21 protein-coding genes are annotated in these 22,678 nt (G+C 75.4%); 15 read left to right on the top strand and 6 right to left on the bottom strand.

Going from position 1 to position 22,678, the window contains the following annotated elements:
* Positions 1 to 243: 243 nt before the first annotated feature.
* The gene (locus tag ACFQ9Z_RS09750) at positions 244 to 1,038 is read left to right on the top strand and encodes a VOC family protein (protein WP_383013554.1); all 795 of its coding nucleotides are present in this window, start codon (positions 244 to 246) and stop codon (positions 1,036 to 1,038) included.
* A 189-nt stretch (positions 1,039 to 1,227) separates the two neighbouring features.
* On the opposite strand, the gene ACFQ9Z_RS09745 is transcribed toward ACFQ9Z_RS09750, so the two are convergent.
* Both ACFQ9Z_RS09745 and ligD read right to left on the bottom strand, forming a co-directional pair.
* A complete protein-coding gene (locus ACFQ9Z_RS09745) occupies positions 1,228 to 2,274 on the bottom strand; it encodes a LacI family DNA-binding transcriptional regulator (protein WP_383013551.1) in 1,047 nt (348 codons plus the stop codon).
* Between the two features lie 110 nt (positions 2,275 to 2,384).
* On the bottom strand, positions 2,385 to 3,404 hold the full coding sequence (gene ligD, locus ACFQ9Z_RS09740; RefSeq protein ID WP_383013548.1) for a non-homologous end-joining DNA ligase: 1,020 nt from the start codon (positions 3,402 to 3,404) through the stop codon (positions 2,385 to 2,387).
* A 74-nt stretch (positions 3,405 to 3,478) separates the two neighbouring features.
* Between ligD and ACFQ9Z_RS09735 the strand changes: the two genes are divergently transcribed.
* Positions 3,479 to 4,555 carry an ATP-dependent DNA ligase gene (locus tag ACFQ9Z_RS09735; RefSeq protein ID WP_383013545.1) on the top strand — a complete coding sequence of 359 codons (1,077 nt, stop codon included), beginning with the start codon at positions 3,479 to 3,481 and terminating at the stop codon, positions 4,553 to 4,555.
* Between the two features lie 32 nt (positions 4,556 to 4,587).
* On the opposite strand, the gene ACFQ9Z_RS09730 is transcribed toward ACFQ9Z_RS09735, so the two are convergent.
* On the bottom strand, positions 4,588 to 5,778 hold the full coding sequence (locus tag ACFQ9Z_RS09730; RefSeq protein ID WP_383013541.1) for a zinc-dependent alcohol dehydrogenase: 1,191 nt from the start codon (positions 5,776 to 5,778) through the stop codon (positions 4,588 to 4,590).
* 265 nt (positions 5,779 to 6,043) lie between these two features.
* Here ACFQ9Z_RS09730 and ACFQ9Z_RS09725 point away from each other — a divergent pair, with 265 nt between their 5' ends.
* Complete coding sequence (locus ACFQ9Z_RS09725; RefSeq protein WP_383014451.1) at positions 6,044 to 7,048, top strand: DUF3048 domain-containing protein; 1,005 nt, start codon at positions 6,044 to 6,046, stop codon at positions 7,046 to 7,048.
* Positions 7,049 to 7,056: 8 nt separating this feature from the next.
* On the opposite strand, the gene ACFQ9Z_RS09720 is transcribed toward ACFQ9Z_RS09725, so the two are convergent.
* The gene (locus ACFQ9Z_RS09720; protein WP_383013538.1) at positions 7,057 to 7,524 is read right to left on the bottom strand and encodes a MarR family winged helix-turn-helix transcriptional regulator; all 468 of its coding nucleotides are present in this window, start codon (positions 7,522 to 7,524) and stop codon (positions 7,057 to 7,059) included.
* Between the two features lie 182 nt (positions 7,525 to 7,706).
* Between ACFQ9Z_RS09720 and ACFQ9Z_RS09715 the strand changes: the two genes are divergently transcribed.
* Genes ACFQ9Z_RS09715 through pcaD form a run of 7 tightly spaced genes read left to right on the top strand, consistent with a single transcriptional unit; the run spans position 7,707 to position 14,183 of the window.
* Positions 7,707 to 8,462 carry a CoA transferase subunit A gene (locus ACFQ9Z_RS09715; protein WP_383013535.1) on the top strand — a complete coding sequence of 252 codons (756 nt, stop codon included), beginning with the start codon at positions 7,707 to 7,709 and terminating at the stop codon, positions 8,460 to 8,462.
* Positions 8,462 to 9,106, top strand: coding sequence for a CoA transferase subunit B (locus ACFQ9Z_RS09710; RefSeq protein WP_383013532.1), 645 nt, complete (start codon positions 8,462 to 8,464; stop codon positions 9,104 to 9,106). Before ACFQ9Z_RS09715 ends, ACFQ9Z_RS09710 begins: the two co-directional genes overlap by 1 nt.
* On the top strand, positions 9,103 to 10,305 hold the full coding sequence (locus ACFQ9Z_RS09705) for a thiolase family protein (protein WP_383013529.1): 1,203 nt from the start codon (positions 9,103 to 9,105) through the stop codon (positions 10,303 to 10,305). Before ACFQ9Z_RS09710 ends, ACFQ9Z_RS09705 begins: the two co-directional genes overlap by 4 nt.
* A gap of 20 nt (positions 10,306 to 10,325) precedes the next feature.
* Positions 10,326 to 11,099, top strand: coding sequence for a protocatechuate 3,4-dioxygenase subunit beta (gene pcaH, locus ACFQ9Z_RS09700; RefSeq protein WP_383014448.1), 774 nt, complete (start codon positions 10,326 to 10,328; stop codon positions 11,097 to 11,099).
* A gap of 8 nt (positions 11,100 to 11,107) precedes the next feature.
* The gene (gene pcaG, locus ACFQ9Z_RS09695; protein WP_383013526.1) at positions 11,108 to 11,710 is read left to right on the top strand and encodes a protocatechuate 3,4-dioxygenase subunit alpha; all 603 of its coding nucleotides are present in this window, start codon (positions 11,108 to 11,110) and stop codon (positions 11,708 to 11,710) included.
* The gene (gene pcaB / locus ACFQ9Z_RS09690; RefSeq protein ID WP_383013523.1) at positions 11,707 to 13,065 is read left to right on the top strand and encodes a 3-carboxy-cis,cis-muconate cycloisomerase; all 1,359 of its coding nucleotides are present in this window, start codon (positions 11,707 to 11,709) and stop codon (positions 13,063 to 13,065) included. The genes pcaG and pcaB overlap by 4 nt, the downstream gene beginning before the upstream one ends.
* Positions 13,062 to 14,183 carry a 3-oxoadipate enol-lactonase gene (gene pcaD, locus ACFQ9Z_RS09685; RefSeq protein ID WP_383013520.1) on the top strand — a complete coding sequence of 374 codons (1,122 nt, stop codon included), beginning with the start codon at positions 13,062 to 13,064 and terminating at the stop codon, positions 14,181 to 14,183. The genes pcaB and pcaD overlap by 4 nt, the downstream gene beginning before the upstream one ends.
* Positions 14,184 to 14,237: 54 nt before the next feature.
* Here pcaD and ACFQ9Z_RS09680 read toward each other — a convergent pair whose 3' ends face one another.
* Complete coding sequence (locus ACFQ9Z_RS09680; protein WP_383013517.1) at positions 14,238 to 16,916, bottom strand: ATP-binding protein; 2,679 nt, start codon at positions 16,914 to 16,916, stop codon at positions 14,238 to 14,240.
* 366 nt (positions 16,917 to 17,282) lie between these two features.
* Between ACFQ9Z_RS09680 and ACFQ9Z_RS09675 the strand changes: the two genes are divergently transcribed.
* From ACFQ9Z_RS09675 to ACFQ9Z_RS09665, 3 genes are all read left to right on the top strand, one after another.
* Positions 17,283 to 17,471: a hypothetical protein gene (locus tag ACFQ9Z_RS09675; protein ID WP_383013514.1), complete on the top strand. Its 189-nt coding sequence runs from the start codon at positions 17,283 to 17,285 to the stop codon at positions 17,469 to 17,471.
* Between the two features lie 3 nt (positions 17,472 to 17,474).
* A complete protein-coding gene (locus ACFQ9Z_RS09670) occupies positions 17,475 to 18,626 on the top strand; it encodes an anhydro-N-acetylmuramic acid kinase (RefSeq protein ID WP_383013511.1) in 1,152 nt (383 codons plus the stop codon).
* Between the two features lie 117 nt (positions 18,627 to 18,743).
* On the top strand, positions 18,744 to 19,811 hold the full coding sequence (locus ACFQ9Z_RS09665) for a DUF2510 domain-containing protein (protein WP_383013508.1): 1,068 nt from the start codon (positions 18,744 to 18,746) through the stop codon (positions 19,809 to 19,811).
* 118 nt (positions 19,812 to 19,929) lie between these two features.
* Here the strand turns inward: ACFQ9Z_RS09665 and ACFQ9Z_RS09660 are convergent, their stop codons facing one another.
* On the bottom strand, positions 19,930 to 20,574 hold the full coding sequence (locus ACFQ9Z_RS09660) for a TetR/AcrR family transcriptional regulator C-terminal ligand-binding domain-containing protein (protein ID WP_383013505.1): 645 nt from the start codon (positions 20,572 to 20,574) through the stop codon (positions 19,930 to 19,932).
* A 200-nt stretch (positions 20,575 to 20,774) separates the two neighbouring features.
* Between ACFQ9Z_RS09660 and ACFQ9Z_RS09655 the strand changes: the two genes are divergently transcribed.
* Both ACFQ9Z_RS09655 and ACFQ9Z_RS09650 read left to right on the top strand, forming a co-directional pair.
* Positions 20,775 to 21,575 (top strand): phosphatase PAP2 family protein, encoded by an 801-nt coding sequence (locus ACFQ9Z_RS09655; RefSeq protein ID WP_383013502.1) that lies wholly within the window; start codon positions 20,775 to 20,777, stop codon positions 21,573 to 21,575.
* Positions 21,572 to 22,555: a hypothetical protein gene (locus ACFQ9Z_RS09650; RefSeq protein WP_383013500.1), complete on the top strand. Its 984-nt coding sequence runs from the start codon at positions 21,572 to 21,574 to the stop codon at positions 22,553 to 22,555. Before ACFQ9Z_RS09655 ends, ACFQ9Z_RS09650 begins: the two co-directional genes overlap by 4 nt.
* The last annotated feature ends 123 nt before the right edge of the window (positions 22,556 to 22,678 follow it).

Genomic DNA, 22,678 nt, shown 5'->3' with positions numbered 1-22,678 from the left:
ACGCCGTCGCCGGAACCCCGGCGCAGGCGTGCACCGTCCCGATGATGCGGCGCACGGGACGCCCGCGCACGGCGGCGCGCGGGACCGGCGCCGAACACGGCGGGTCCCCGCACCGGCCGGGCCGGCCGGTGCGGGGACCCGGCGCGCCGCGGCGCCTCGGCGGCGTTGTCAGCGGGTGGTGCCAGACTCGGCAGTGCAGAGGACGGGACCCGGCTCACGGGCCCCCTGTCGAGGAGGGCGAAGATGCTCACCACCCGTTTCGTCAACGGCGCTCCGAACTGGGTCGATCTCGGCACCCCGGACCTGGACGGCGCCCTGTCCTTCTACGGCGGTCTCTTCGGCTGGGAGTTCCGGTCCGCGGGGCCCGACGCCGGCGGCTACGGCTTCTTCCAGCTCGACGGCAGGACCGTGGCCGGCGGCATGCGGACCGGCCCGGACCACCAGCGGCCGCCGGCCTGGACGGTGTACTTCCGGAGCGAGGACGCTCAGGCCACCGCCGAGGCGGCCGAACGGGCGCACGGCGCCGTGCTGTTCCCGCCCCGCGACGTGATGGGGCAGGGGCGCATGGCGGTCCTGGCCGACCAGGCGGGGGTGCCGTTCGGCGTCTGGCAGCCCGGGCGGACCAGAGGCGTCGACGTGGCGAACGAGCCGGGCGCGCTGTGCTGGGTCGAGCTGTACACGGCGGACATCGCGGCGGCCGCCGCGTTCTACAACCGGGTCCTCGGTCTGGAGACGTCCGGTGTGCCGTTCCCCGGCGGCACGTACACCGGCGTCAGCCCCGCGGGGGCCGGGGAGGACGCGATGTTCGGCGGGATGGTGCCGCTGGCCGACGACCCGGTGGAGGCGGAGGCGGGCCCCTGCTGGCTGCCGTACTTCGAGGTCGAGGACCCCGACGCGGTCGTCGACGAGGCGCGGCGGCTCGGCGGCACGGTGCGGGTGCCGCCGGCGACCCTGGCGGGCGTCGGCCGCACGGCCAGGCTGGCCGACCCGTACGGCGCCCGCTTCGCGGTGATCAGGAGCGAGTCGCCGCAGGGCTAGGGGCTGTCTGACGGTGCGCGTCGGACCAGCCCGCGGCGTCCGGTGCCGTGCACGGGAAGGCGGAGGGCCGCCCTCGCACTGGACGTACCCGGGCGTACCCGACAACGCGGCGAGGTGCGGCACCAGGCGTCGCGGACCCGGCGGGAATCGTCAGTCAGGCCCTGGCGCGGTCCGGGGCCGGCCCGGCCCTCATGCGGAGGCGCGGCGTATCAGCGTGGTCGGCAGGACCACGCCGGGCGCCGCGGGGTCCGGCCGCTCCCCCGCGCCGCCGTCCTCGGTCCGGCCGCCCAGCAGCAGCCGGGCCATCAGCCGGCCCATCTCCTCGATGTCCTGACGGACCGTGGTCAGCGGCGGGTCACACTCCTCGGCGACGGGCAGCACGTCGTCGAAGCCGATCACGGCCACGTCCTCGGGCACGCGCAGGCCGCGCTCGCGCAGCACCCGCAGGGCGCCGAGCGCGGTGAGGTCGTTGGCGGCGAACACGGCGTCCACGTCCGGGCAGCGGTCCAGCAGTTCGCGCATGGCGTGTTCGCCGCCGCCCGCGGTGAAGTCGCTCTCCACCACGAGCCGGGGGTCGGCGTCGCCCATGACGTCCCGGTAGCCGTCGAGCCGGTCCACCGCCGAGGTCTGGTCGAGCGCGCCGGTGATGTGCGCGATCCGGGTCCGGCCGAGGCCCGCGAGATGGCGTACGGCGGCGCGGGCGCCGCCCCGGTTGTCGCTGTCGACGTACACCGGGCCGGGGGCGCCGTCGCCGTCGCTCCAGTCGGGCCGGCCGCCGAACACGGTGGGCACGCCCGCCTTGCGGATCAGGCCGGGCAGCGGGTCGTCGAGGTGCAGGGAGAAGACGAGCGCGCCGTCGACATGGCCCCCGGCGAGGTAGCGGGCCACGCGCGCGTGGTCGGCGCGGCCCTCGGTCAGCAGCAGCACGAGCTGGTTGTCGTGGGCCGTCAGTTCCTTGCTGATGCCGCGCAGTTGCAGGGCGAAGAAGGGGTCGGCGAACACCCGCGCCTCGGGCTCGGCGATGACGACGGCGACGGCGTCGTGCCGCCTGGTGACCAGGCTGCGCGCGGCCTGGTTGGGCACGTACCCGAGCTCCTCGACCGCCCGCCGGACCCGCTCGGCCAGCGGCTCGCGGACTCCGTCCCCGCCGTTGACCACCCGTGACACGGTGGCCCGGGACACCCCGGCCCGCGCGGCCACGGCCTCCAGCGTGGGACGCGACACTGCCTCGGTCACTTCGGGCTCCTCATCGGCGGCTGACGATCAGGATAGCCGCGGTCCGGCGGGCCGGAGACCGGGCCGGCCGGCGCCGCGGCGGACCCTCGTCAGGCCCGGGTTCCGGCCTTTCAGGAGGCCCGCTCACCGCGCGCCCGGCTCGGCTGGACCCGCTTGGGCTCGCCCGGCATCTTCGGGTACTCCGGCGGGTACGGCAGGTCGCCGAGGCCGTGGTCGTGCTCGTCGCGGCGGGCCAGCTCCAGCAGGGCCTCGATGGAGTACGCGTGGTCGTCCATGCCGGCGTGCACGTCGCCGAGTTCGGCGAAGCGGGCCGGCATGGTGGCGAGGTCGAAGTCGCGGGGGTGCGCCACGCCGACCTCCTCCCAGCGCAGCGGCGCGGAGACGGGGGCGTGCGGGCGGGGCCGGACGGAGTAGGCGGAGGCGATGGTGCGGTCGCGGGCGGTCTGGTTGTAGTCGATGAAGATGCGTTCGCCGCGCTCCTCCTTCCACCACTTGATGGTCACCCGGTCCGGCATCCGGCGTTCCATCTCCCGGCCCACCGCGATCGCGGCGCGGCGGACCTGGGTGAAGGTCCAGCGGGGTTCGATGGGGACGAAGACGTGCAGACCGCGGCCGCCGGAGGTCTTGGGCCAGCCGCGCAGGCCGCCGTACTCGTCGAGGACGGCGCGCAGTTCGTGGGCGGCGCGGACGGCGTCGGCGTAGTCGGTGCCGGGCTGCGGGTCGAGGTCGATGCGCAGCTCGTCGGGGTGGTCGACGTCGCCCCGGCGCACCGGCCAGGGGTGGAAGGTGAGCGTGCCGTACTGGGCGGCCCACACCACGGCGGCCTCCTCGGTGGGGCACATCTCGTCGGCGCTGCGGCCGCTGGGGAAGGTGATGTGGGCGGTCGGGATCCAGTCGGGCATGCCCTTGGGCGCCCGCTTCTGGTAGAACCACTCGCCGCCGATGCCGTCCGGGTAGCGCTCCAGGGTGGTGGGGCGCTCGCGCAGGGCGCGCAGGATGCCGGGGCCGACGGCGGCGTAGTACCGGGCGAGGTCCAGCTTGGTGAAACCGCGCTCGGGGAAGAACACCTTGTCCGGGCTGGACAGCCGTACGGTCCGGCCGGCCACCTCCAGTTGCACCGCTTCACCCATGCGGCCACGGTAGGCGCACCCCGCACAGCGCGCATACCGGGCGCTTCCGTACGTATGCGAGCAGAATCGGACGCATGGATCTCCCGGTGATGCCACCCGTGAAGCCGATGCTCGCCAAGCCGGTGGCGAGGATCCCGCCGGGCATGCACTACGAGGCGAAGTGGGACGGGTTCCGGGCCATCGTGTTCCGCGACGGTGACGAGGTCGAGCTGGGCAGCCGGACCGGCAAGCCGCTGACCCGTTACTTCCCGGAGCTGGTGGCGGCGCTGAAGGAGCGGGTGCCCGAGCGGTGCGTGCTGGACGGGGAGATCGTGATCGCGCGCGAGGGCCGGCTGGACTTCGACGCGCTGACCGAGCGGATCCATCCGGCCCACTCGCGGGTGCGGACGCTGGCGGAGCGGACCCCGGCCTCGTTCGTGGCGTTCGACCTGCTGGCCCTGGACGACCGGTCCCTGCTGGACGTGCCGCTCACCGACCGGCGGGTCCTGCTCGACCGGGCCCTGGCCGGCGTGGTCGCGCCGGTCCACCTGGCGCCCGCGACCACCGACGCCGAGCTGGCCGGGCGGTGGTTCGAGCAGTACGAGGGGGCCGGCCTGGACGGGATCGTGGCCAAGCCGCTCGGGCTGCGCTACCTGCAGGACGAGCGGGCCATGTTCAAGATTAAGCACGAGCGGACGGCGGACGTGGTGGTGGCGGGCTACCGGTTGCACAAGAGCGGGCCGGTGGTGGGCTCGCTGCTGCTCGGCCTGTACGACGACCGGGGCGCGCTGCAGCACGTGGGCGTGTCGGCCGCCTTCCCGATGAAGCGGCGCGCCGAGCTGATCGAGGAGCTGGAGCCGCTGCGGATGGACGACGCCGCCGGGCACCCGTGGGCGGCCTGGGGGGAGGTGGAGGCGCACGAAACGGCCCGGCTGCCGGGGGCGCCGAGCCGCTGGTCGGGCAAGAAGGACCTGTCCTGGGTGCCGCTGCGGCCGGAGCGGGTCGCCGAGGTGGCCTACGACCACATGGAGAACGGCGCCCGCTTCCGGCACACGGCCCGTTTCCGCCGCTGGCGCCCGGACCGCGCGCCGGAGAGCTGCACCTACGCCCAGCTGGAGGAGCCGGTGCGCTACGACCTGGCGGAGATCCTGGGCACCGGCGGCGGCTCCTAGGGCCCGTCCGACCCTTCCCGCCGGGCCCGCCCCTACGGCTGCATCAGGATCTTGACGGCGCCGTCCTGCTTGCGCTGGAACATGTCGTACGCGTGCGGGGCCTCGGACAGCGGCACCCGGTGGGTGGCGAAGTCGTCGACGCCGAGCGGGTCCTCGTCGGTGAGGTAGGGCATGATCTCGTCGCTCCAGCGGCGCACGTTGGCCTGTCCCATGCGCAGCTGGATCTGCTTGTCGAACATGGTGAGCAGCGGCAGCGGGTCGGCCGTCCCGCCGTAGACACCGCTGAGCGAGACGGTGCCGCCGCGCCGGACCAGTTCGATGGCCATGTACAGGGCGGAGAGCCGGTCGACGCTGAAGCGTTCGGCGATGGGGCCGCTGATCTTGCGGGGCATCATCGCGGCGGCCGTCTGGACGAGCTTCGCGGTCGCGCCGCCGTGGGCCTCGGTGCCGACGGCGTCGATCACGGCGTCCGGGCCCCGGCCGCCGGTCTCGTCGCGGATCGCCTCCACCAGTTCCTTCTCGTCGTCGAAGACCCTGAGGTCGTACGTCTGAGTGCCGCGCCGCTTGGCCCGGGCCAGCCGCTCGGGCACCAGGTCGACGCCGAACACCCGCTCGGCGCCCCGGGCCATCGCGATGCGGCAGGCCATGTCGCCGATGGGCCCGAGCCCGAGCACGGCGAGGGTGCCGCCGGGCGGGACGGAGGCGTACTCGACCGCCTGCCAGGCGGTGGGCAGCACGTCGGAGAGGTAGACGAACCGGTCGTCCGGCGGGCCCTGGGGCACCTTCATCGGCCCGAACTGGGCCTGCGGGACGCGCAGGTACTCGGCCTGGGCGCCGGGCACGGCGCCGTACAGCCGGGTGTAGCCGAACAGCGCGGCGCCCATGTGCTCGCTGGTGACCTGGGTGGTCTCGCACTGGGTCGGCAGTCCGGTCAGACACGTCCAGCAGTTGCCGCAGGCGATCTGGAAGGGCACCACGACCCGGTCGCCCACCGCGAGGTCGGGCACGGCCGCGCCGACCTCCTCCACGATGCCCATCGGTTCGTGTCCGAGGATGTCACCCGGGGTCATGAACGGGGTGAGCACCTCGTACAGGTGCAGGTCGGAGCCGCACAGACCGCTGGACGTGATGCGGATGACCGCGTCGGTGGGCTCCTCGATCCGCGGGTCCGGCACATCCTCCACCCGCACGTCCCGCCTGCCCTGCCAGGTGACTGCCTTCATGAGGTCGCGCTCCCTTGCTCGCGTGCGCGCCGATTCGCCCTGGCGCGTCCGTTTCGGGGTGGTGCCGGGTACCCGGGCGAACCTGCGTGAACCCCGCGCTCTCCCCCGCCGGCGGCACACGGCCCGCGCCCCGGCCGCTCGCCCGGGTCACGCCAGGGGCCCGATCGGCCCAGCGAACGCGCGCGGAGACGGCGTACCGGGTATGGCCCGGACTGTCCCGGCGAGCACACAATCGACCTATACGAACGGGGAGACGACGGTGGGCATGCGATCCGCGGCGCGCACGCGCCGCGCCGCGCTGACGGCGGCACTCGTCACCGCGACGACGGTGGCCTCACTCACGGCGGGCTGCACCCGCCACGGACCGGCCGACGACGCCCGCGCCCCGGCGCGCACCCCCACGCCGAGCGCTCCCGTCGCATCCACGCCCACACCAACGCCCACGCCCACGGCCGGGTCACCGCTCGCCGTGAAGATCGACAACGTGCCGCCCGCGCGCCCGCAGACCGGACTCGGCGCCGCCGACGTGGTGTACGCGGAGCAGGTCGAGGGCGGTCTGAGCCGGCTGATGGCGGTGTACGCCACCCGGCTGCCGAAGTCGGTCGGGCCGGTGCGCAGCGCCCGCGAGTCGGACCTGGAACTGCTGCGCCAGTTCCACGAGCCGACGCTGGCCTACTCGGGCGCCCAGCACAAGCTGCTGCCGCTGATCGGCCGGGCTCCGCTGCGGGCCGAGTCGCCCGACGACACCGCGGGCGCCTTCTACCGGGGCGCGGGCCGGGCCGCGCCGCACAACCTGTACCTGCGACCCGCCCGGCTGCTGCGCTCCGCCCCGGGCCGGGCCGCGCTGACCACGGGATTCCGGTACGGTCCGGCGCCCTCCGGCGGAGCGCCGGCGGCCACCCGCACGGTGCGCTTCCCGGCGGCGCGCTTCACCTTCACCTGGTCCGGACGGCGGAGCGGCTGGCTGGTCGCCATGGACGGCACGCCCGCGGCGACGACGGACGGCGGCCCCGTGGCGCCGCCGACCGTCGTGGTGCAGTACGTGCGGATCCGCCCCTCGCAGTTCCACGACGTGCTCGGCAACCGCACGCCGTACACCGAGACGGTCGGTTCCGGCCGGGCGGAGGTGCTGCGGGACGGGCGCTCCTTCGCGGCGCGGTGGTCCCGGCCGGCCGCCGCGGACGGCACGCGGTTCACGGCGGCGGACGGCGGCCCGATGAACTTCGCCGCCGGCCAGGTGTGGGTGGTGTTCGCCCCGTCCGGCGGCTGACCGGGCCGTCAGCCCTGCTGGAGGGCCGGCGGTTCGACCGGGTTGCGCAGTTCCTCGGCGGCGTCCGCGACCCGGCGGATCAGGTCGAAGAAGACGGTCTGCTCCTCGGCGGTCAGCGGCGCGAGGAAGACCTGGTTCATGCGGGCGGTGCGCACGGTCAGCCTGCGGTGCGTGCGCGCCCCGTCGTCGGTGAGCCGGAGCAGGAAGCGGCGCCCGTCCTGCGGATCGCGCACCTTGTCCAGCAGGCCGCGGCGGCCGAGCCGGCTGACGACCTCGGCGATGGTCGACCGGTCGAGGCCCACCCGCTCCCCCACGGTGCGCTGGTCGAGGCCCGGCTCGGCGACGAGCGCGTTCAGGACGGCGAACTGCGGGGAGGTGATCTCCTCCGAGACCATCGTGTTCCACAGCAGGTAGTGCGCCTGCTGGAGCCGCCGGGCCAGGTGCCCGGGATGGGTGGTGAGGTCCGCCGCGGCCATGTGCGCTCCCCTGATCGAATCGTTGGTGCACTGAACAATACCGGCCGAAGGAGTCGCTGTCTGCGGGCTCGATTCCGAGTTATGCGAGGCCTTGACGGTTCACGCATCCAGTGGCAGCGTGAGCGCCACCTCGCTGAAATACTCAGTGCCCTGATTAATTTCGCAGAGATGGGGCTTCACGGATGGACAAGGTGGTCGCCACGGCCGCCGAGGCGGTGGCCGATGTGCCGGACGGCGCGTCCCTCGCGGTCGGCGGATTCGGGCTGAGCGGTGTGCCGAACGTACTGATCCAGGCGCTGTACGAGCGCGGCACGGCCGGGCTGGGCGTGGTGTCTAACAACTGCGGGGCGATGGAGTCCGGTCTCGCGGTGCTGCTCGCGGCCGGCCGGATAGCCCGGGTGACCGGCTCCTACATCGGCGCCAACAAGGAGTTCGCCCGCCAGTACCTGGCCGGTGAGCTGGAGGTCGAGCTGATCCCGCAGGGCACCCTCGCCGAGCGGCTGCGCGCCGGCGGCGCCGGCATCCCCGCGTTCTACACCCCCGCGGGCGTGGGCACGCAGGTCGCCGACGGCGGGCTGCCCTGGCGGTACGACGGGACGGGCGGGGTCGCGCTGGCCTCGCCGCCGAAGGAGGTGCGGGAGTTCGACGGCGTGGAGTACGTGCTGGAGCGCGGCATCCGCACCGACTTCGCGCTGGTCCGCGCCGCCCGGGGCGACCGGCACGGCAACCTCGTCTTCAACCGGTCCGCCCGCAACTTCAACCCGCTGGCCGCGATGGCCGGCCGGGTGACCGTCGCCGAGGTGGAGAAACTGGTGGAGCCCGGGGAGATGGACCCGGACGCGGTGCACGTGCCCGGCGTCTTCGTGCAGCGCGTGCTGGCGCTGACCCCGGAGCAGGCGGCGGACAAGAAGATCGAGCGGCGGACGGTGAGGTCCTGATGGCCTGGACACGCGAGGAGATGGCCGCCCGCGCGGCCCGCGAGCTGGAGGACGGCCAGTACGTCAACCTCGGCATCGGCCTGCCGACGCTGATCCCCAACCACCTGCCGCCCGGCGTCGAGGTGGTGCTGGAGTCGGAGAACGGCATCCTCGGTACGGGCCCCTACCCGGCCGACGACGAGGTCGACCCCGATCTGATCAACGCCGGCAAGGAGACCGTGACGGTGCTGCCGGGCGCCTCCTTCTTCGACTCGGCGCTGTCGTTCGCGATGATCCGCGGCGGGCACATCGACGTGGCCGTGCTGGGCGCGATGCAGGTGTCCGCGGGCGGCGACCTGGCCAACTGGGCGGTCCCGGGCAAGCTGGTCACCGGCATCGGCGGCGCGATGGACCTGGTGCACGGCGCGCGGACGGTCGTCGTGGTCATGACGCACACGGCCAAGGACGGCTCTCCGAAGATCCTCCGGCGGTGCACGCTCCCGCTCACGGGCAAGGCGTGTGTGAACCGGATCGTCACCGACCTCGGCGTCCTCGACGTCACCGGGGACGGACTGGTCCTTGTGGAGACCGCGCCCGGGGTGAGCGCCGACGAGGTGGCCGCCCGCACCGACGCCGAACTGACCGTCGCGGAGAACCTGCTGTGAAGACCGTCTACATCGTCGACGCCGTCCGCACCCCGATCGGCCGCTACAACGGCGGCCTGTCCTCGGTACGCCCGGACGACCTCGCCGCCCACGCCGTGCGTGCACTGCTCGCCCGCACCCCGGACCTGGAGCCGGCGCGGATCGAGGACGTCTACTTCGGCAACGCCAACGGCGCCGGCGAGGAGAACCGCAACGTCGCCCGCATGGCCGCCCTGCTCGCCGGCCTGCCGACCTCGGTGCCGGGCGTCACGGTCAACCGGCTGTGCGCCTCCGGTCTCGAGGCGGTGATCCAGGCCGCCCGCGCCATCGCGGTGGGCGACGCCTCCGTCGCCGTGGCCGGCGGCGTGGAGTCGATGACCCGGGCGCCGTACGTGCTGCCGAAGAACGACCGGCCCTTCCCGGCCGCGCACGCCGAGCTGTACTCGACCACGCTCGGCTGGCGCATGGTCAACCCGGCCATGGACCCGCGGTGGACCGTCCCGCTCGGCGAGAGCGCGGAGCTGATCGCCGACAAGCACGGGATCAGCCGGGAGCGGCAGGACGAGTTCGCCCTCGCCTCCCACCGCAAGGCGGCCGCCGCCCAGGAGAAGGGCCTGTTCGACGCCGAGCTGGCGCCCGTGCCGGTGCCGCAGCGCAAGGGCGGCCCGGTCGCCTTCGCCGCCGACGAGTGCGTACGGCCGGACGCCTCGCTCGCCGCGATGGCGAAGCTCATGCCGTCCTTCCGCGCGGAGGGCGGCACGGTGACCGCGGGCAACGCCTCCCCGCTCAACGACGGCGCCGCCGCGCTGCTCCTCGCCGACGAGGAGGGGTTGAGGTCGCTCGGCCGGGAGCCCCTCGCGCGGGTGTCGGCGACCGGTGTGTCCGCGACCGACCCGCAGTACTTCGGGCTCGCCCCCGTCGAGGCCGTCCGCCGCGCCCTCGCCAAGGCGGGCCGGGACTTCGGCGACCTGTCCGTGCTCGAACTGAACGAGGCGTTCGCCGCCCAGGTGCTCGGCTGCCTCGCCGAGTGGCCCGAGTTCGACCCGGCGGTCCTCAACCCGCAGGGCGGGGCGATCGCGCTCGGCCATCCGCTCGGCGCCTCCGGCGCCCGCCTCGCGGGCACCGTCGCCCACCAGCTCGCCCGCCGCGGCTCCGGCACCGGCGTGGCCACCCTCTGCATCGGCGTGGGCCAGGGCCTGGCCCTCGTCCTCGAGCGCTAAGGAAGCGTCAGGTGACCGCCATGACCCTCACCCAGCAGGACATCGACCAGGAGATCGCGGCCGAGCGCGCCGCGTACGGGAAGCGGATCGCCGACGGCGCCCCCGTCGAGCACCACCCGCGCCGGGACTACGCGCCCTACCGCTCGTCGGTGCTGCGCCACCCCAGGCAGCCGCTGGTCGCCATCGACACAGCGAAGGACCCGGAACTGGTCGAGCTGCACTCCCCCGCCTTCGGGGAGCGCGACATCACCGGGGTCGACAACGACCTCACCCGGCACCACCGGGGCGAGCCGGTCGGCGAGCGCATCACCGTCTCGGGCCGGCTGCTGGACCGGGACGGCAGGCCCGTGCGCGGCCAGCTCGTGGAGATCTGGCAGGCCAACTCGGCCGGGCGGTACGCCCATCAGCGGGAGCAGCACGCCGCCCCGCTCGACCCGAACTTCACGGGCTTCGGCCGCACCCTCACCGACGCCGAGGGCCGGTACCACTTCACCACCGTCCAGCCCGGCCCGTACCCGTGGCGCAACCACGTCAACGCCTGGCGTCCGGCGCACATTCACTTCTCGGTGTTCGGCGCGGCGTTCACGCAGCGGCTGGTGACGCAGATGTACTTCCCGAACGACCCGCTCTTCCCGTACGACCCGATCCTGCAGTCCGTGACGGACGACGCGGCACGGCAGCGGCTGGTCGCCACCTACGACCACGGCCTGTCGGTGCCCGAGTTCTCCCTCGGCTACCACTGGGACATCGTGCTGGACGGCCCCGCCGCCACCTGGACCGAGGAAGGACGGTGACCGCGGCGATGACGAAGACAGACGCCGGCGGCCCCGAGAACGTGCTGCCCACCCCGTCCCACACGGTCGGCCCCTTCTACGGGTACGCGCTGCCCTTCCGCGGCGGCGAGGACATCGCCCCGCTGGGGCACCCCGACACGGTCACCGTCCACGGCTACGTCCTCGACGGCGAGGGCAGGCCGCTGCCCGACGCCCTCGTCGAGCTGTGGGGACCGCGCCCCGACGGCACCGTCCCGCAGGTGGACGGCTCGCTCCGGCGGGATCCGGCGACGGGCGGCTACCTGGGCCGCAACGGCGTGGAGTTCACCGGCTGGGGACGCATCCAGACCGACGCGGACGGACACTGGTACGCGCGGACGCTGCGACCCGGCGCCCGCGGGGACAGCGCGCCGTACCTGAGCGTGTGCGTCTTCGCGCGCGGCCTGCTCGTCCACCTGTTCACCCGGATCTACCTGCCGGGCGACGAGGCGGCCCTGGCCGCCGACCCGCTGCTCGCCCGGGTGGGCGACCGGCGCGGCACGCTGATCGCCGGCGACGAGGGCGACGGGACCTACCGCTTCGACATCCGCCTCCAGGGCGAGGGCGAGACGGTCTTCCTGGAGTTCCGGTGACGCCGCCGCCCTCCGGCCGCAAGACGCCCCCGCAGGAGGGAGACACCGGTCTGCTCGCCCCCGGATGGGCCGGCACCCCAGCCGCCGCCGCGACGAGCGACAGGGCCTACCTGCGCGCCCTGCTCGACGCCGAGACCGCCCTCACCCGCGCCCAGGCCGGGCTCGGTCTCGCGCCGGCGGCGGCCGCCGCCGCGGTGACCGAGGCCGCCGACCCCGCCCGCTTCGACGTCCGCTCGCTCGCCGAGCGGGCCCGCGGCGGCGGCAACCCGGTCATCCCGCTGGTCGCCGACCTGACGAAGGCGGTGGGCGAGGAGCACGGTCCGTACGTGCACCGGGGGGCCACCAGCCAGGACATCATGGACACCGCGGCCATGCTGGTGGCCGCGCGTGCCCTGGGCCCGGTCCTGGACGACCTCGGCCGGACCGAGCGGGCGCTCGCCCGGCTGGCCGCCGGACACCGGGACACCCCGATGCCCGGGCGGACCCTCACCCAGCACGCCGTGCCGACGACGTTCGGGCTGAAGGCGGCGGGCTGGCGCTCGCTGGTGCTGGACGCCCGCGACCGCGTGCGCCGGGTGCGGGACTCGCTCCCCGCCCAGCTCGGGGGCGCCGCCGGCACCCTGGCGGCGTTCCGCGCCTACGGCGCCGTGGACGCGGCGGCGCTCACCGGCGCCTACGCCCGTGAAGTCGGGCTGGCCGCACCGGCGTTGCCCTGGCACACACTGCGCACCCCGGTCGCCGACCTGGCCGGCTGCCTGGCCTTCGCTGCGGGGGCGCTCGGCAAGCTCGCCGCGGACGTGCTGACGCTGTCGCGCACGGAGACCGGCGAGGTGACCGAGGGCAGCGGCGGCGGCTCCTCGGCCATGCCGCACAAGGCGAACCCGGTGCGCTCCACGCTCGTCGCGGCCGCCGCCCGGCGCGCCCCGCAGCTCGCGGCCACCCTGTACGGCTCGCTCGCCGCCGAGGACGAGCGGCCGGCCGGCGCCTGGCACGCCGAGTGGGAGCCGCTGCGCGACCTGCTCCGGCTGGTGGGCGGCGCCGCCGCGCACGCCGCCGTACTGGCCGAGGAACTGCGCGCGCACTCCGGCGCGATGCGGCGGAACCTCGACGTCACCCGGGGGCTGATCGTCTCCGAACGGCTCTCCGCCGCCCTGGCCCCCGTGCTCGGCCGGGCCCGGGCGAAGGAACTGCTCACCGAACTGGCCCGCCGCGCGCACGACGAGGACCGGCCGCTGCGCGAACTGCTGGCCGAGCAGCCCGAACTGAAGGAGGCCGACCTGGACGACCTCACCGACCCCGCCCGCTACACCGGTTTCGCCGGTGCCCTCACCGACCTTGCCCTGGAGCGTCGTTGACCGTGCAACTCCTCAACCACCTCGACGAAGGACCGGCGTCCGCTCCTCCGCTGCTGCTCGGGCCGTCGCTCGGCACCTCCTTCGCCCTGTGGGACGCGGTCGCGCCCGAGCTGACCGGCGGTCACCGGGTAGTCCGCTGGGACCTGCCGGGCCACGGCGGTTCGGCGGCGGACCTGATCGGGCCCGGCGCCACCGTCGGCGACCTGGCCGGCCTGGTGCTGGCACTCGCCGACGCCCTCGGCGTCGAGCGGTTCGCCTACGCGGGAGTGTCGCTGGGCGGAGCGGTCGGCCTGCACCTGGCCGCGCACCACCCCGAGCGGCTGTCCTCCCTCGCGGTCATCTGCTCCTCCGCCCACTTCGGCGGCGCGGACCCGTGGCGCGAGCGCGCCGAGCGGGTGCGCCGGGAGGGCCTGGAGTGGCTGGTGGAGAGCGCTGACGCCCGCTGGTTCACGCCCGGTTTCACCGTGCCCCGGCTGGTGCGGGACCACCGGGAGGCCGACCCGGGGGCGTATGCCGCCTGCTGCGACGCGCTGGCCGCCTTCGACCTGCGCGACCGGCTCGCCGGGATCACCGTGCCGACGCTGCTCGTCGCGGGCCGGGAGGACCCCGCGACGCCTCCGGCGCACCTGCGGGAGATCGCGGACGCGGTGCCCGGCGCCACGCTGCTGGAGCTGCCGGGCGCCTCCCACCTGGCGCCCGCCGAGGTACCGGAGGCCGTCGTGGCCGCCCTGCGCACCCAGCTCGACGGGCCTGCGGCGAGCGGGATGGCGGTGCGCCGGGAAGTGCTGGGCGATGCGCACGTGGACCGGGCACAGGCCAGGCAGACCCCGTTCACCGCGCGGTTCCAGGACTTCATCTCCCGCTACGCCTGGGGAGAGATCTGGACCGATCCGACACTGTCCCGCCGCGAGCGCAGCATGATCACGCTGACCGCGCTCGTCGCGCACGGCCACTACGACGAGCTGGCCATGCACGTCCGGGCGGCCCGGCGCAACGGCCTGACCCCCGAGGAGATCGGCGCGGTGCTGCTGCAGACCGCCGTGTACTGCGGGGTGCCGGCGGCCAACTCGGCGTTCGCGACGGCCCAGCGGGTGCTGGCCGAGGAGGAGACCGCCTGACGCGCGGGGTGCGGCGCCATGCGTCGCGGGCCGGCCGGGGTTGCCGGACCGGCCCTAGCGCAGCCCGCGCCCCGTCTCCAGCACCTCCCGCGCCTGCGCCGCGAGACCGTCCGCCCCGCAGGAGCGCGCCAGGGTCAGGCCCCGCTCCAGCTCGGCGACCGACCGGGTCATGACGCCGTACTCGACCCGGGCCGCCGCGTGCTCGTACTGGCAGGGCGAGGCCTCCAGGTACGCGACGGCCTGGGCGGCCAGGCGCACCGCGCGTTGGCCGGTCTCCAGGGCGGCGGCGCAGCGCAGGGCCTCGCCGATGGCGGTGTCGGTGCCGAACCGCTCGGCCTGCCGGCGGGCGTCCGCGGCGAGCCGGGCGGCACGGGCCGGATCCTGCACGGCCAGGGCGCGGGCGAGGTCAAGGGACCAGGGGGCGAGGACCGGGTTGTGGCCGCCGCGGGAGGCGGCGGTCTTCTCGGCGGCCTCCAGCTCGTTGACGCCGTCCTCGGTGCGGCCCACGGCGAGCAGCAGCCGGCCGCGTACGGAGCGGATGTCGGGCAGCACGATGGTGGACGGGTAGGGCGGGGCGAAGCCGTACCGCCCGGCGATCGACCAGGCCTCCTCGACGTCGCCGCGGGCCAGCAGGGTGTCGACCAGTCCGCAGGTCGCGGACCAGTACAGCGGCAGGCGGCGGCCGACGCGCTCGGCGAGCGCCAGTGCCTCGCGCAGCGCGGCCTCGGCGTCGCGCAGCCTGCCCTGTCTGCGGTAGGCGAGGCCGAGGAAGGCGTTGGCCAGGGAGAGGTGGCCGCCGCGCCAGCCCGCGCCGGTGTAGGCGCGCAGGGCCTCGGCGAAGAGGCTCTCGGCGCGGTCGAGCCGGTCGGCGTAGGCGTACGCGCTGCCGAGCATCATCAGCAGCTCGATGCCCCACTCGCCGTCGGTCCAGCCGAGCCCGGGCGCCAGGCGGCCGTTGACCAGGGCGCGGTCGCAGGACTGGACGACGTCCTCGGCGCTCTCGCCGTGGGTCATCGCGTCGAAGCCGCGCAGGATCAGCAGGGCGCGCTCGGAGTTGTCCCGGCCGGTGCAGCTGCGGGCCAGCTCGGCCAGGCGGCGGGACCGTTCCTGGGAGGCGGTCTCGCCGTGGATGCCCTCCCACATGAACTGCACGGCCCGCAGCCGCATCCCGACCGGGGACGACGGGTGCCGTGCGGCCTCGGCCTCGACCGTGCGGACGGCCTCCTCCAGTTCGTCGTTGTGCAGCAGCGCCTGGGAGAGGCGGACGACGGCGTCGACCCGCTGCGTGTCGTCGAGGCCCGGCACGGCGAGGGCGTTGCGCAGGTGCTCGACGGTGACGGCGGGCGCGGTCAGCAGGGTGGCCCGGCCCAGCTCGTAGAGCACGTGGGCGTGGACCTCGGGGCGCGGCGGCTCCAGCAGGGCGCGTTCCAGGCAGCGGCGGGCCGCGTCCGGCGCGCCGACGGCCAGGTGTTCGCGGGCCGCCTCGCGCAGTTGCCCGACGAGTTCCTCGTCGTCGTCCGGGTGCACCTTCAGCAGGTGCCGGGAGGCCTCGGCGGCGCCGTGCCCGGTCTCGGTGAGGATCTGCGCGGCGACCCCGTGCATGGCGGTGCACACGCCGGCGGGGATGGAGTCGTACACGGCGGAGGCGATCAGCGGGTGGACGAACTCCAGCTCGCCGGACCCGGGGTCGGCGCCGGCCACGGGGGCGGGCTCGGTGAGGATGCGGGCGTTGCGCAGCAGTTCGGCGCAGCTCCCGGCGACCGCGGTGCTCATGCCGGCGAGCCGGGCGACGAGGCCGACGGAGATGCCGGTGCCGAGGATGGCGGCCGCCCAGGCGAACCGGGTGGCCTCGATGCCGAGTCCCTTGAGCCGGTCGACGAGGCCGCCGCCGCGGGCGGAGCGGTTCAGGGCCCGGAGCTCGCCGGCCCGCGCCTCCACCGGCTGCACCTCGCTGTCCCGCACCTTCGCCAGGAGTTCGACGGTGTCGTAGGGGTTGCCGCCGGTGACGGCCCATACCTCGCGACAGAACGGATCGTCGGCGTGCCGGCCCACGGTGGCGCGGGTGAGGCCGGCGGTGGCGTCCGGGGTGAGGGCGCTGAGGTTGACGGGGAGGGCCGCGGCGGCCACCGCGTCCAGGTGCCGGGCGCTGTCCCCGCTCACCCCGCCGGGGCGGCGGGCCACCACGACCAGCACGGACAGGTCGTCCAGGCGCTCGGCGAACGCGGAGAGCCAGCGCAGGGTCTCCTGGTCGGCCCAGTGCGCGTCGTCGACGAGCAGGACCAGCGGCCACTCGCGGCGGGCGAGCCGGCGCACGGCGGCGACGAGTCCGTCGCACACGTACTGCGGGTCGGCGGTGCCCTCCTGGGGGTCCACTATGCCGAGGGCGGGGCCCGCTATGTCGTACCAGTCGCCGAGGTACTCCCGGGCCTCCCCCGGCAGCAGGGAGACCAGCGCGGGCTGCAGCAGTTGCCGGACCACGTTGAACGGGACGGACCTCAGCGTCTCGCCGCCCCGCGCGGACCAGACGGCGCAGCCGCGGCGCTCGGCCATGCGGCGGGTCTCGTTGAGCAGCGCGGTCTTGCCGAGGCCGGCCTCGCCTCGCAGGACCAGCAGACTGCCCGCGGACGACCGGTCGGCGCACAGGGCGTCGAGCGCCCCGGTGACCGTGGCGATCTCCGTGTCCCGCTCCCACAGGGGAGCCGAGCCGGTCGCCGACGGCCGTCCCTGCGTCATCCCGTTACCTCCCAGGGTCGCCCGAATGACGTACAGACCCCGAGCGTAGCCGTCCGGTGGGATGTGTGGTGACCGGTCGGGACACGTGTTGCCCCGCCGGGTGAACAATGCCGCGGGCGGGCGACGCGCACCCCGTCCGGCCTGCCGGTGTGCGGCGGACGGACCGTCAACATGAGCTGCGGTGGGGCTGCTTCACGGAGTACGCGGCGGGCGCGGGGCTCCCCGCGGTGCCCCTGTTCGACCTGCCGCGGAATCCCGGCACTTCCGGCGTGGTCCGGGGCGCGGCGGCCTGCGCCACGGGGGCGCGGGTGGGCCTGCCGGCCGGGCCGGGCCCCGCCCTGCCCGGCCGAGCTGTTCCCGGCCTGGGTGCGCTGGACCGGCCCGGGGCTCGCCCACTACCTGTCCAACGCGGTGTTCTCCGCCCGCGCGGGGCTGATCATCACGGAGGCGGTGCGGCGCGCCGGGAACCTGGACGTGCCCGCCCGCCACGCGGCGGCGGCCTGCGCGCTCAGCGTGCCGGCGCTGCTCGGACGGCCCTCGGGAAAGGCGGGTTGAGCGGTGCGGGTGATCGGACTGATGTCGGGTACGTCGTACGACGCGGTGGACGCCGCCGCGGCGGATCTGCGCCTGGACGGCGACACGCTGGTGCTGGAACCCCTGGGGATGGTGAGCGCGCCGTACGACGGTGGGCTGCGGGCCGCGCTCGCGGCGGCGCTGCCGCCGGCCGCCGTCCCGCTGGCCGAGGTGTGCGCGATCGACACCCGGATCGGGCAGGCGTTCGCCGCGGCGGCCGTACGCGCCGGCCGCGAACTGTGCGCCGGGCGCGCCGAGCTGGTGGCCTCGCACGGCCAGACGGTCCACCACTGGGTGGACGGCGGCCGGGTGCGCGGCACGCTCCAGCTCGGGCAGCCCGCGTGGATCGCGGAGGCGACCGGGCTGCCGGTGGCCGCCGACTTCCGTGCCCGGGACGTGGCCGCCGGCGGGCAGGGCGCTCCGCTGGTCAGCCTGGTCGACCTGCTGTGGCTGCGGGGCAGGCCGGGCCGGCCCGTGGCGCTGAACATCGGCGGCATCGCCAACCTGACCGCGCCGGACGGCACGGCGTTCGACACCGGGCCGGGCTGCGCGCTGCTCGACGCGGCGGCCCGGCACTTCAGCGGCGGGCGGCTGGCCTGCGACGCCGACGGCGCGCTGGCCGCGCGGGGCCGGCCGGACGGGGCGCTGCTGGAACGGCTGCTGGCCGAGCCGTACTACGCGCTGGAGCCGCCCAAGACGACCGGCAAGGAGCTGTTCCACGCCGGGTACCTGCGCGCCTTCGCGGTGGACTCGCTGGCCGCCGAGGACGCGCTGGCCACGCTCACCTGGCTGACGGCCCGGACGGTCGCCGACGCGGTGCGCCGGGTCGGCGCGGGCGAGGTGGTGGTGTCGGGCGGGGGCACCCGCAACCCGGTGCTCATGGCGGCGCTGCGGCACCGGCTCGCGGGCATCGCGGTGCGCGGCTCGGACGAACTGGGCCTGCCCGCCGCCGCGAAGGAGGCGTACGCCTTCGCGGTGCTCGGCTTCCTCACCGCGCACGGCCTGGCCGGCACCGACCCGCGCAGCACCGGCGCCCGTCACCCGAGCGTGCTCGGCTCGCTGACACCGGGCCGGGGCGGCCTGCGGCTGCCGCCGCCGGCGGGACGCGCCCCGGTGCGGATGGTGGTGGCCGGGTGACCGCCGCCGTGCCGCCACGGGATTCACCGCGGAAATCTCCGGAGATATGTCCCGCCGCGCGCAGTTGGCGGGGGATGCTCTCATCCCGCTTTCACCGACGCCTCATACGGTGGTGTCATGACGCAGGTGACTCCTCCCGGGTGGTACCCCGACCCCGGGCAGACGAATGACGGTCCGCCCACCGAGCGCTGGTGGGACGGCAACGCGTGGACGGACCGGACCCGCCCCGCCGGTACGGCCGCCGTGTGGGGTCCCCCGGCGCAGCAGCCGGCCGCCGGCGCGCAGCCGGTTCCCCCGGTGTACCAGCAGCCGTACGGGACGCAGCCGGGGCATCCGGCGTACTCGCCGTACCCGTTCCAGCCCCCGGCCGCGCCCCGGCGCGGACTGCGCACGGGCATAGCCGTCGGGGCCGCGGCCGCGGTCCTGGTGTGCATCGGGGTCGGGGTGTACGCCCTCGCCAAGGGCGACGGCGGCGGCTCCGAGCGCGCTGGTTCGCGGCAGGGGCAGGACGGCCGGACCGGCGGCCAGGGCGGGCCCGGCGGCGGTCCTGGCGGCTTCGGCGGCGACGGCGGGCAGGGCGGCTCCGGTGGCCCGGGCGGGGGCGGCGGGCCGGGCGGGTCGCCCGCGCCCGGCGGCTCCGGGGCGCCCAAGGTGCAGGGCGGCGGCACGGTGCCCGACCCGGTCAACGGCATCAGCCTGCCGGTGCCCAAGGGGTGGACCGGGGAGTCGATCGGCGTCGGCGCCCAGGTGACCTCCGGCGACTCCTACAAGTGCCCCGGCAACAGCGCGCAGACCTGCACCGCGGGCGGCGCCTACACCGCGCCGGCCCGCATCCTGAGGACCAAGGGCGACACCGCCGAGGAGGTCGCCAAGGCGGACATCGCGGCCAACGCCAAGCAGTCGTACGGCGGTACCACCTACGGCAGCATCACCTCGCACGAGGTGCTGTCCGCCAAGGCGGTGACGGTGGCCGGTCAGAAGGGCTACGCGGTGCGCTGGAAGGCGGTCACCAGCAAGGGCGCCGACGGCTACGTGGAGTCGGTGGCCTTCCCCTCGCCCAACGACGCGAAGCGGATGGTCGTGGTGCGCTTCGGCGTGGACGTCGGCCAGGACGTGGCGGTCATCGACGAGATCCTCAAGGGCATCGAGGTCTCGTCGGGCGGCGGGAGCGGCCAGGACGTCTGAGGACGTCCTGGGAGAGCAGCCGGCCGGGTGGAGCGCCCCTCCGCTCAAGGGGAACCCCACCCGGCCGGGGGGTGCGCGCCGCCCCCGTCCCCACGGTGCGGCGCAGGCAGGTCACCGTTCAGTCATCCCGTGAACGGCGGCCTGGGTCAGGGGTAAGTCCGAGCGCGGGCAGCACGGTGGCCTCCACGAAGCGGACGAGGTAGTCGGCGTCGGCGTACTGGCCGCTCAGGACCGGCCGGACGCGCAGGACGCCGAACATCATGGCCGGGACGTACTCCAGCGCGGGGTGGTCCGCGGGCACCTCGCCGCGCTGCACGCCCCGCGCCAGCATCTCCTGGAGCGCGGCGATCTCGGGCAGCACCAGGGCCTCGCGCAGCGCCTGCGCCAGCTCGTGGTCGGCCGTGACCGCGTGGCCCAGCGCCTGCATCAGGCGGGTGTCCTTGTTGGACCAGTCGCCCGCGGCCCGCGCGGCAAGGCACAGGTCCTCGGCGAGCGAGCCGGTGTCGATGCCGGCGAAGCGCACCTTGCGGTTGGCGCGCAGCGCGGCCGCGACGAACTGGGGCTTGGTCTTCCACTGCCGGTAGAGCGTGGACTTGCTGCACCGGGTGCTGTGCGCGACGCCCTCCATGGTCACGGAGTCGTAGCCGCACTCGCGGATCTGCTCCAGCACGGCGTCGAAGAACTCCCGCTCACGCTCCGGCGTGATCTTGGAGCGGCGCGAGGCGGCGACCGTGTCCGGTCCGTCTTCGGCCTGCGACGTCATGCGTTGGCTCCCCTCACTCCGCGACGGGACGAGTCCCGGTCTCCAGTGTGTCGCACCTCAATCGATACGTCAGTGTACCGGTACTCAAGCGTATCGGTACACTGACGTATCGGTACGGAGACGTATCGATGAGTTCCGGGGCGAGAACCCGGGGCCGCCCGCACCACCACCCGCACGACCGTCAGCGAAGGGGCCGGGGGATGAACGCCCGAACGGAGCCTGCAGCAGCGGAGCCGGACGCGACAGCGACCGCGCGACCGCCGCTCCTGCGCGAGTTCCTGCTCGTCGCGGGGCTCTTCCTCGTCTACAAGCTCGGGCGGCGACTGGCCGTCGGCCACACCGCGAACGCCTTCCACAACGCCCACCGCGTCTGGGAGCTCGAACGGGCGGTCCGGCTGCCCGACGAGACCACCGTGCAGTCCGCGCTGCTCCACGGCGACCTCCTCGTCCACCTGGCGAACACCTACTACGCGACCGTCCACTTCCCGGCCACCCTCGCCTTCCTCGTCTGGCTGTACGCAAGGCGCCCCGCCCACTACGTCTGGGCCCGGCGGGTCCTGGCGGCGGTGACCGCGGCCGCCCTGGTGCTGCCGTTCACGTTCCCACTGGCCCCGCCGCGGATGCTGACCGGCACCGGCCTGCTGGACACCGCCCGGATATACGGCCCCTCGGTCTACGGGCCGCCGTCCGGCGACCACCTCTCCAACCAGTTCGCGGCGATGCCCTCGCTGCACTTCGGCTGGGCGCTGATGGTGGCGGTGGGGCTGGTCGCGGCCACCCGGTCGCGGCTGCGCTGGCTGTGGCTGCTGCACCCGCTGGTCACCCTGCTGGTGATCGTAGGCACGGCCAACCACTACTGGGTCGACGCGCTGGCGGCGGCCGTCATGCTCGGCGCCGCACTGGCGCTCGTCCGCGCGCCGGGGCACACCTCCGGCCCGGCCGAGGGCGCCGTCCGGCTGCCCGCCCAGCGCAAGCCGGTCCTGGCGGGAGCCGGCCGATGAGCGCCGCCGCCCTGCTCGCCCTCGGCCTGTCCCTGGTCTCCGCCGTCGCATACGCCGCGGCCGCCGTCGCCCAGGAACGCCTCGCCTCCCGCAGCGTCGGCGCCGGCCTGGTGCGGCTGCTGGGCACCGGCGCGTGGTGGTCGGCCGTCGGCCTGAACGCCGCCGCCGCGCTGCTGCACGTGGTCGCCCTCAAGTACGGGCCGCTCACGGTCGTCCAGCCGCTCGGGGCGCTCACCCTGGTCGCGGCGGTGCCGCTGGGAGCGCGGGCCGCCGGGCGGCAGGTCAGCGCGGTCGAGTGGCGCGGTACGGCGCTCACCCTGCTGGGGCTCGCGGCGGTGCTGGTCACGGCCTCGGGACCGGCGCCCGAACGGATACTGAGCCTGCCCGAGGCGCTGGCGGTCGCCGGCACCACCGCCACCCTGATCGGCCTGCTGTCCCGGCCCGGCGCCCGGCCGGGCCTGCGGCACGCCACCGCGTCGGGCTTCGCCTCCGGGGTCGCCTCGGCCCTCACCCAGACGCTGACGGTGGCGGCCACGCGGCGTTCCGGTACGGACCCGGGTCTCGAGGTGGTCGTGGTCGCCGTCCTCGTCGCCGCGTTCTCCACCGGCGGACTGCTGCTGTCCCAGACGGCCTTCCGGGGCGGCCTCGGCGGCCCGCTCGCCATGGTGACCCTGGCCAACCCCGTGGCCGCCGCGGTCATCGGGCTGACCCTGCTGGGGCAGGGCCTGCGCGGCGGGGCCGGCGGCGTGCTGCTGGCGCTGGCCGGGGCCGGGCTGGCCGCCCGGGGCGTGGTCCTGCTGACCCGGGCGACGCGCGTGCCCGGCGGTCCCGGCGGCCCTGGCGTGCCCGACGGGCCCGCCGGGCACGACGACGAGCACCCGGTGGCGGCGGTCCTGGCGCTGGAGCCCGGCACGGCGGCCGCGGAACCCGTGCTGGTGCCCCGGCAGCCGGAGCAGCCGGGACATCTCACCGCGCTCTGAACGGGCGCACGGCGGCGGGCGGGGGCCCGCGCCCCCCCCCCCCCCCCCGCCCCCGCCCGCCGCCCCCCCGGCCCCGGGGGCGCCGGGGGGCGGGGCGCCCCCCCCCCCCCCGCCCCCCGGCGG

It is taken from the genome of Streptomyces sp. NPDC056580 (assembly GCF_042793175.1).
Classification (GTDB): Bacteria; Actinomycetota; Actinomycetes; order Streptomycetales; family Streptomycetaceae; genus Streptomyces.
The sequence above is the reverse complement of the archived record's forward strand: the minus strand, read 5'-3'. Positions and strand labels throughout refer to the sequence as shown.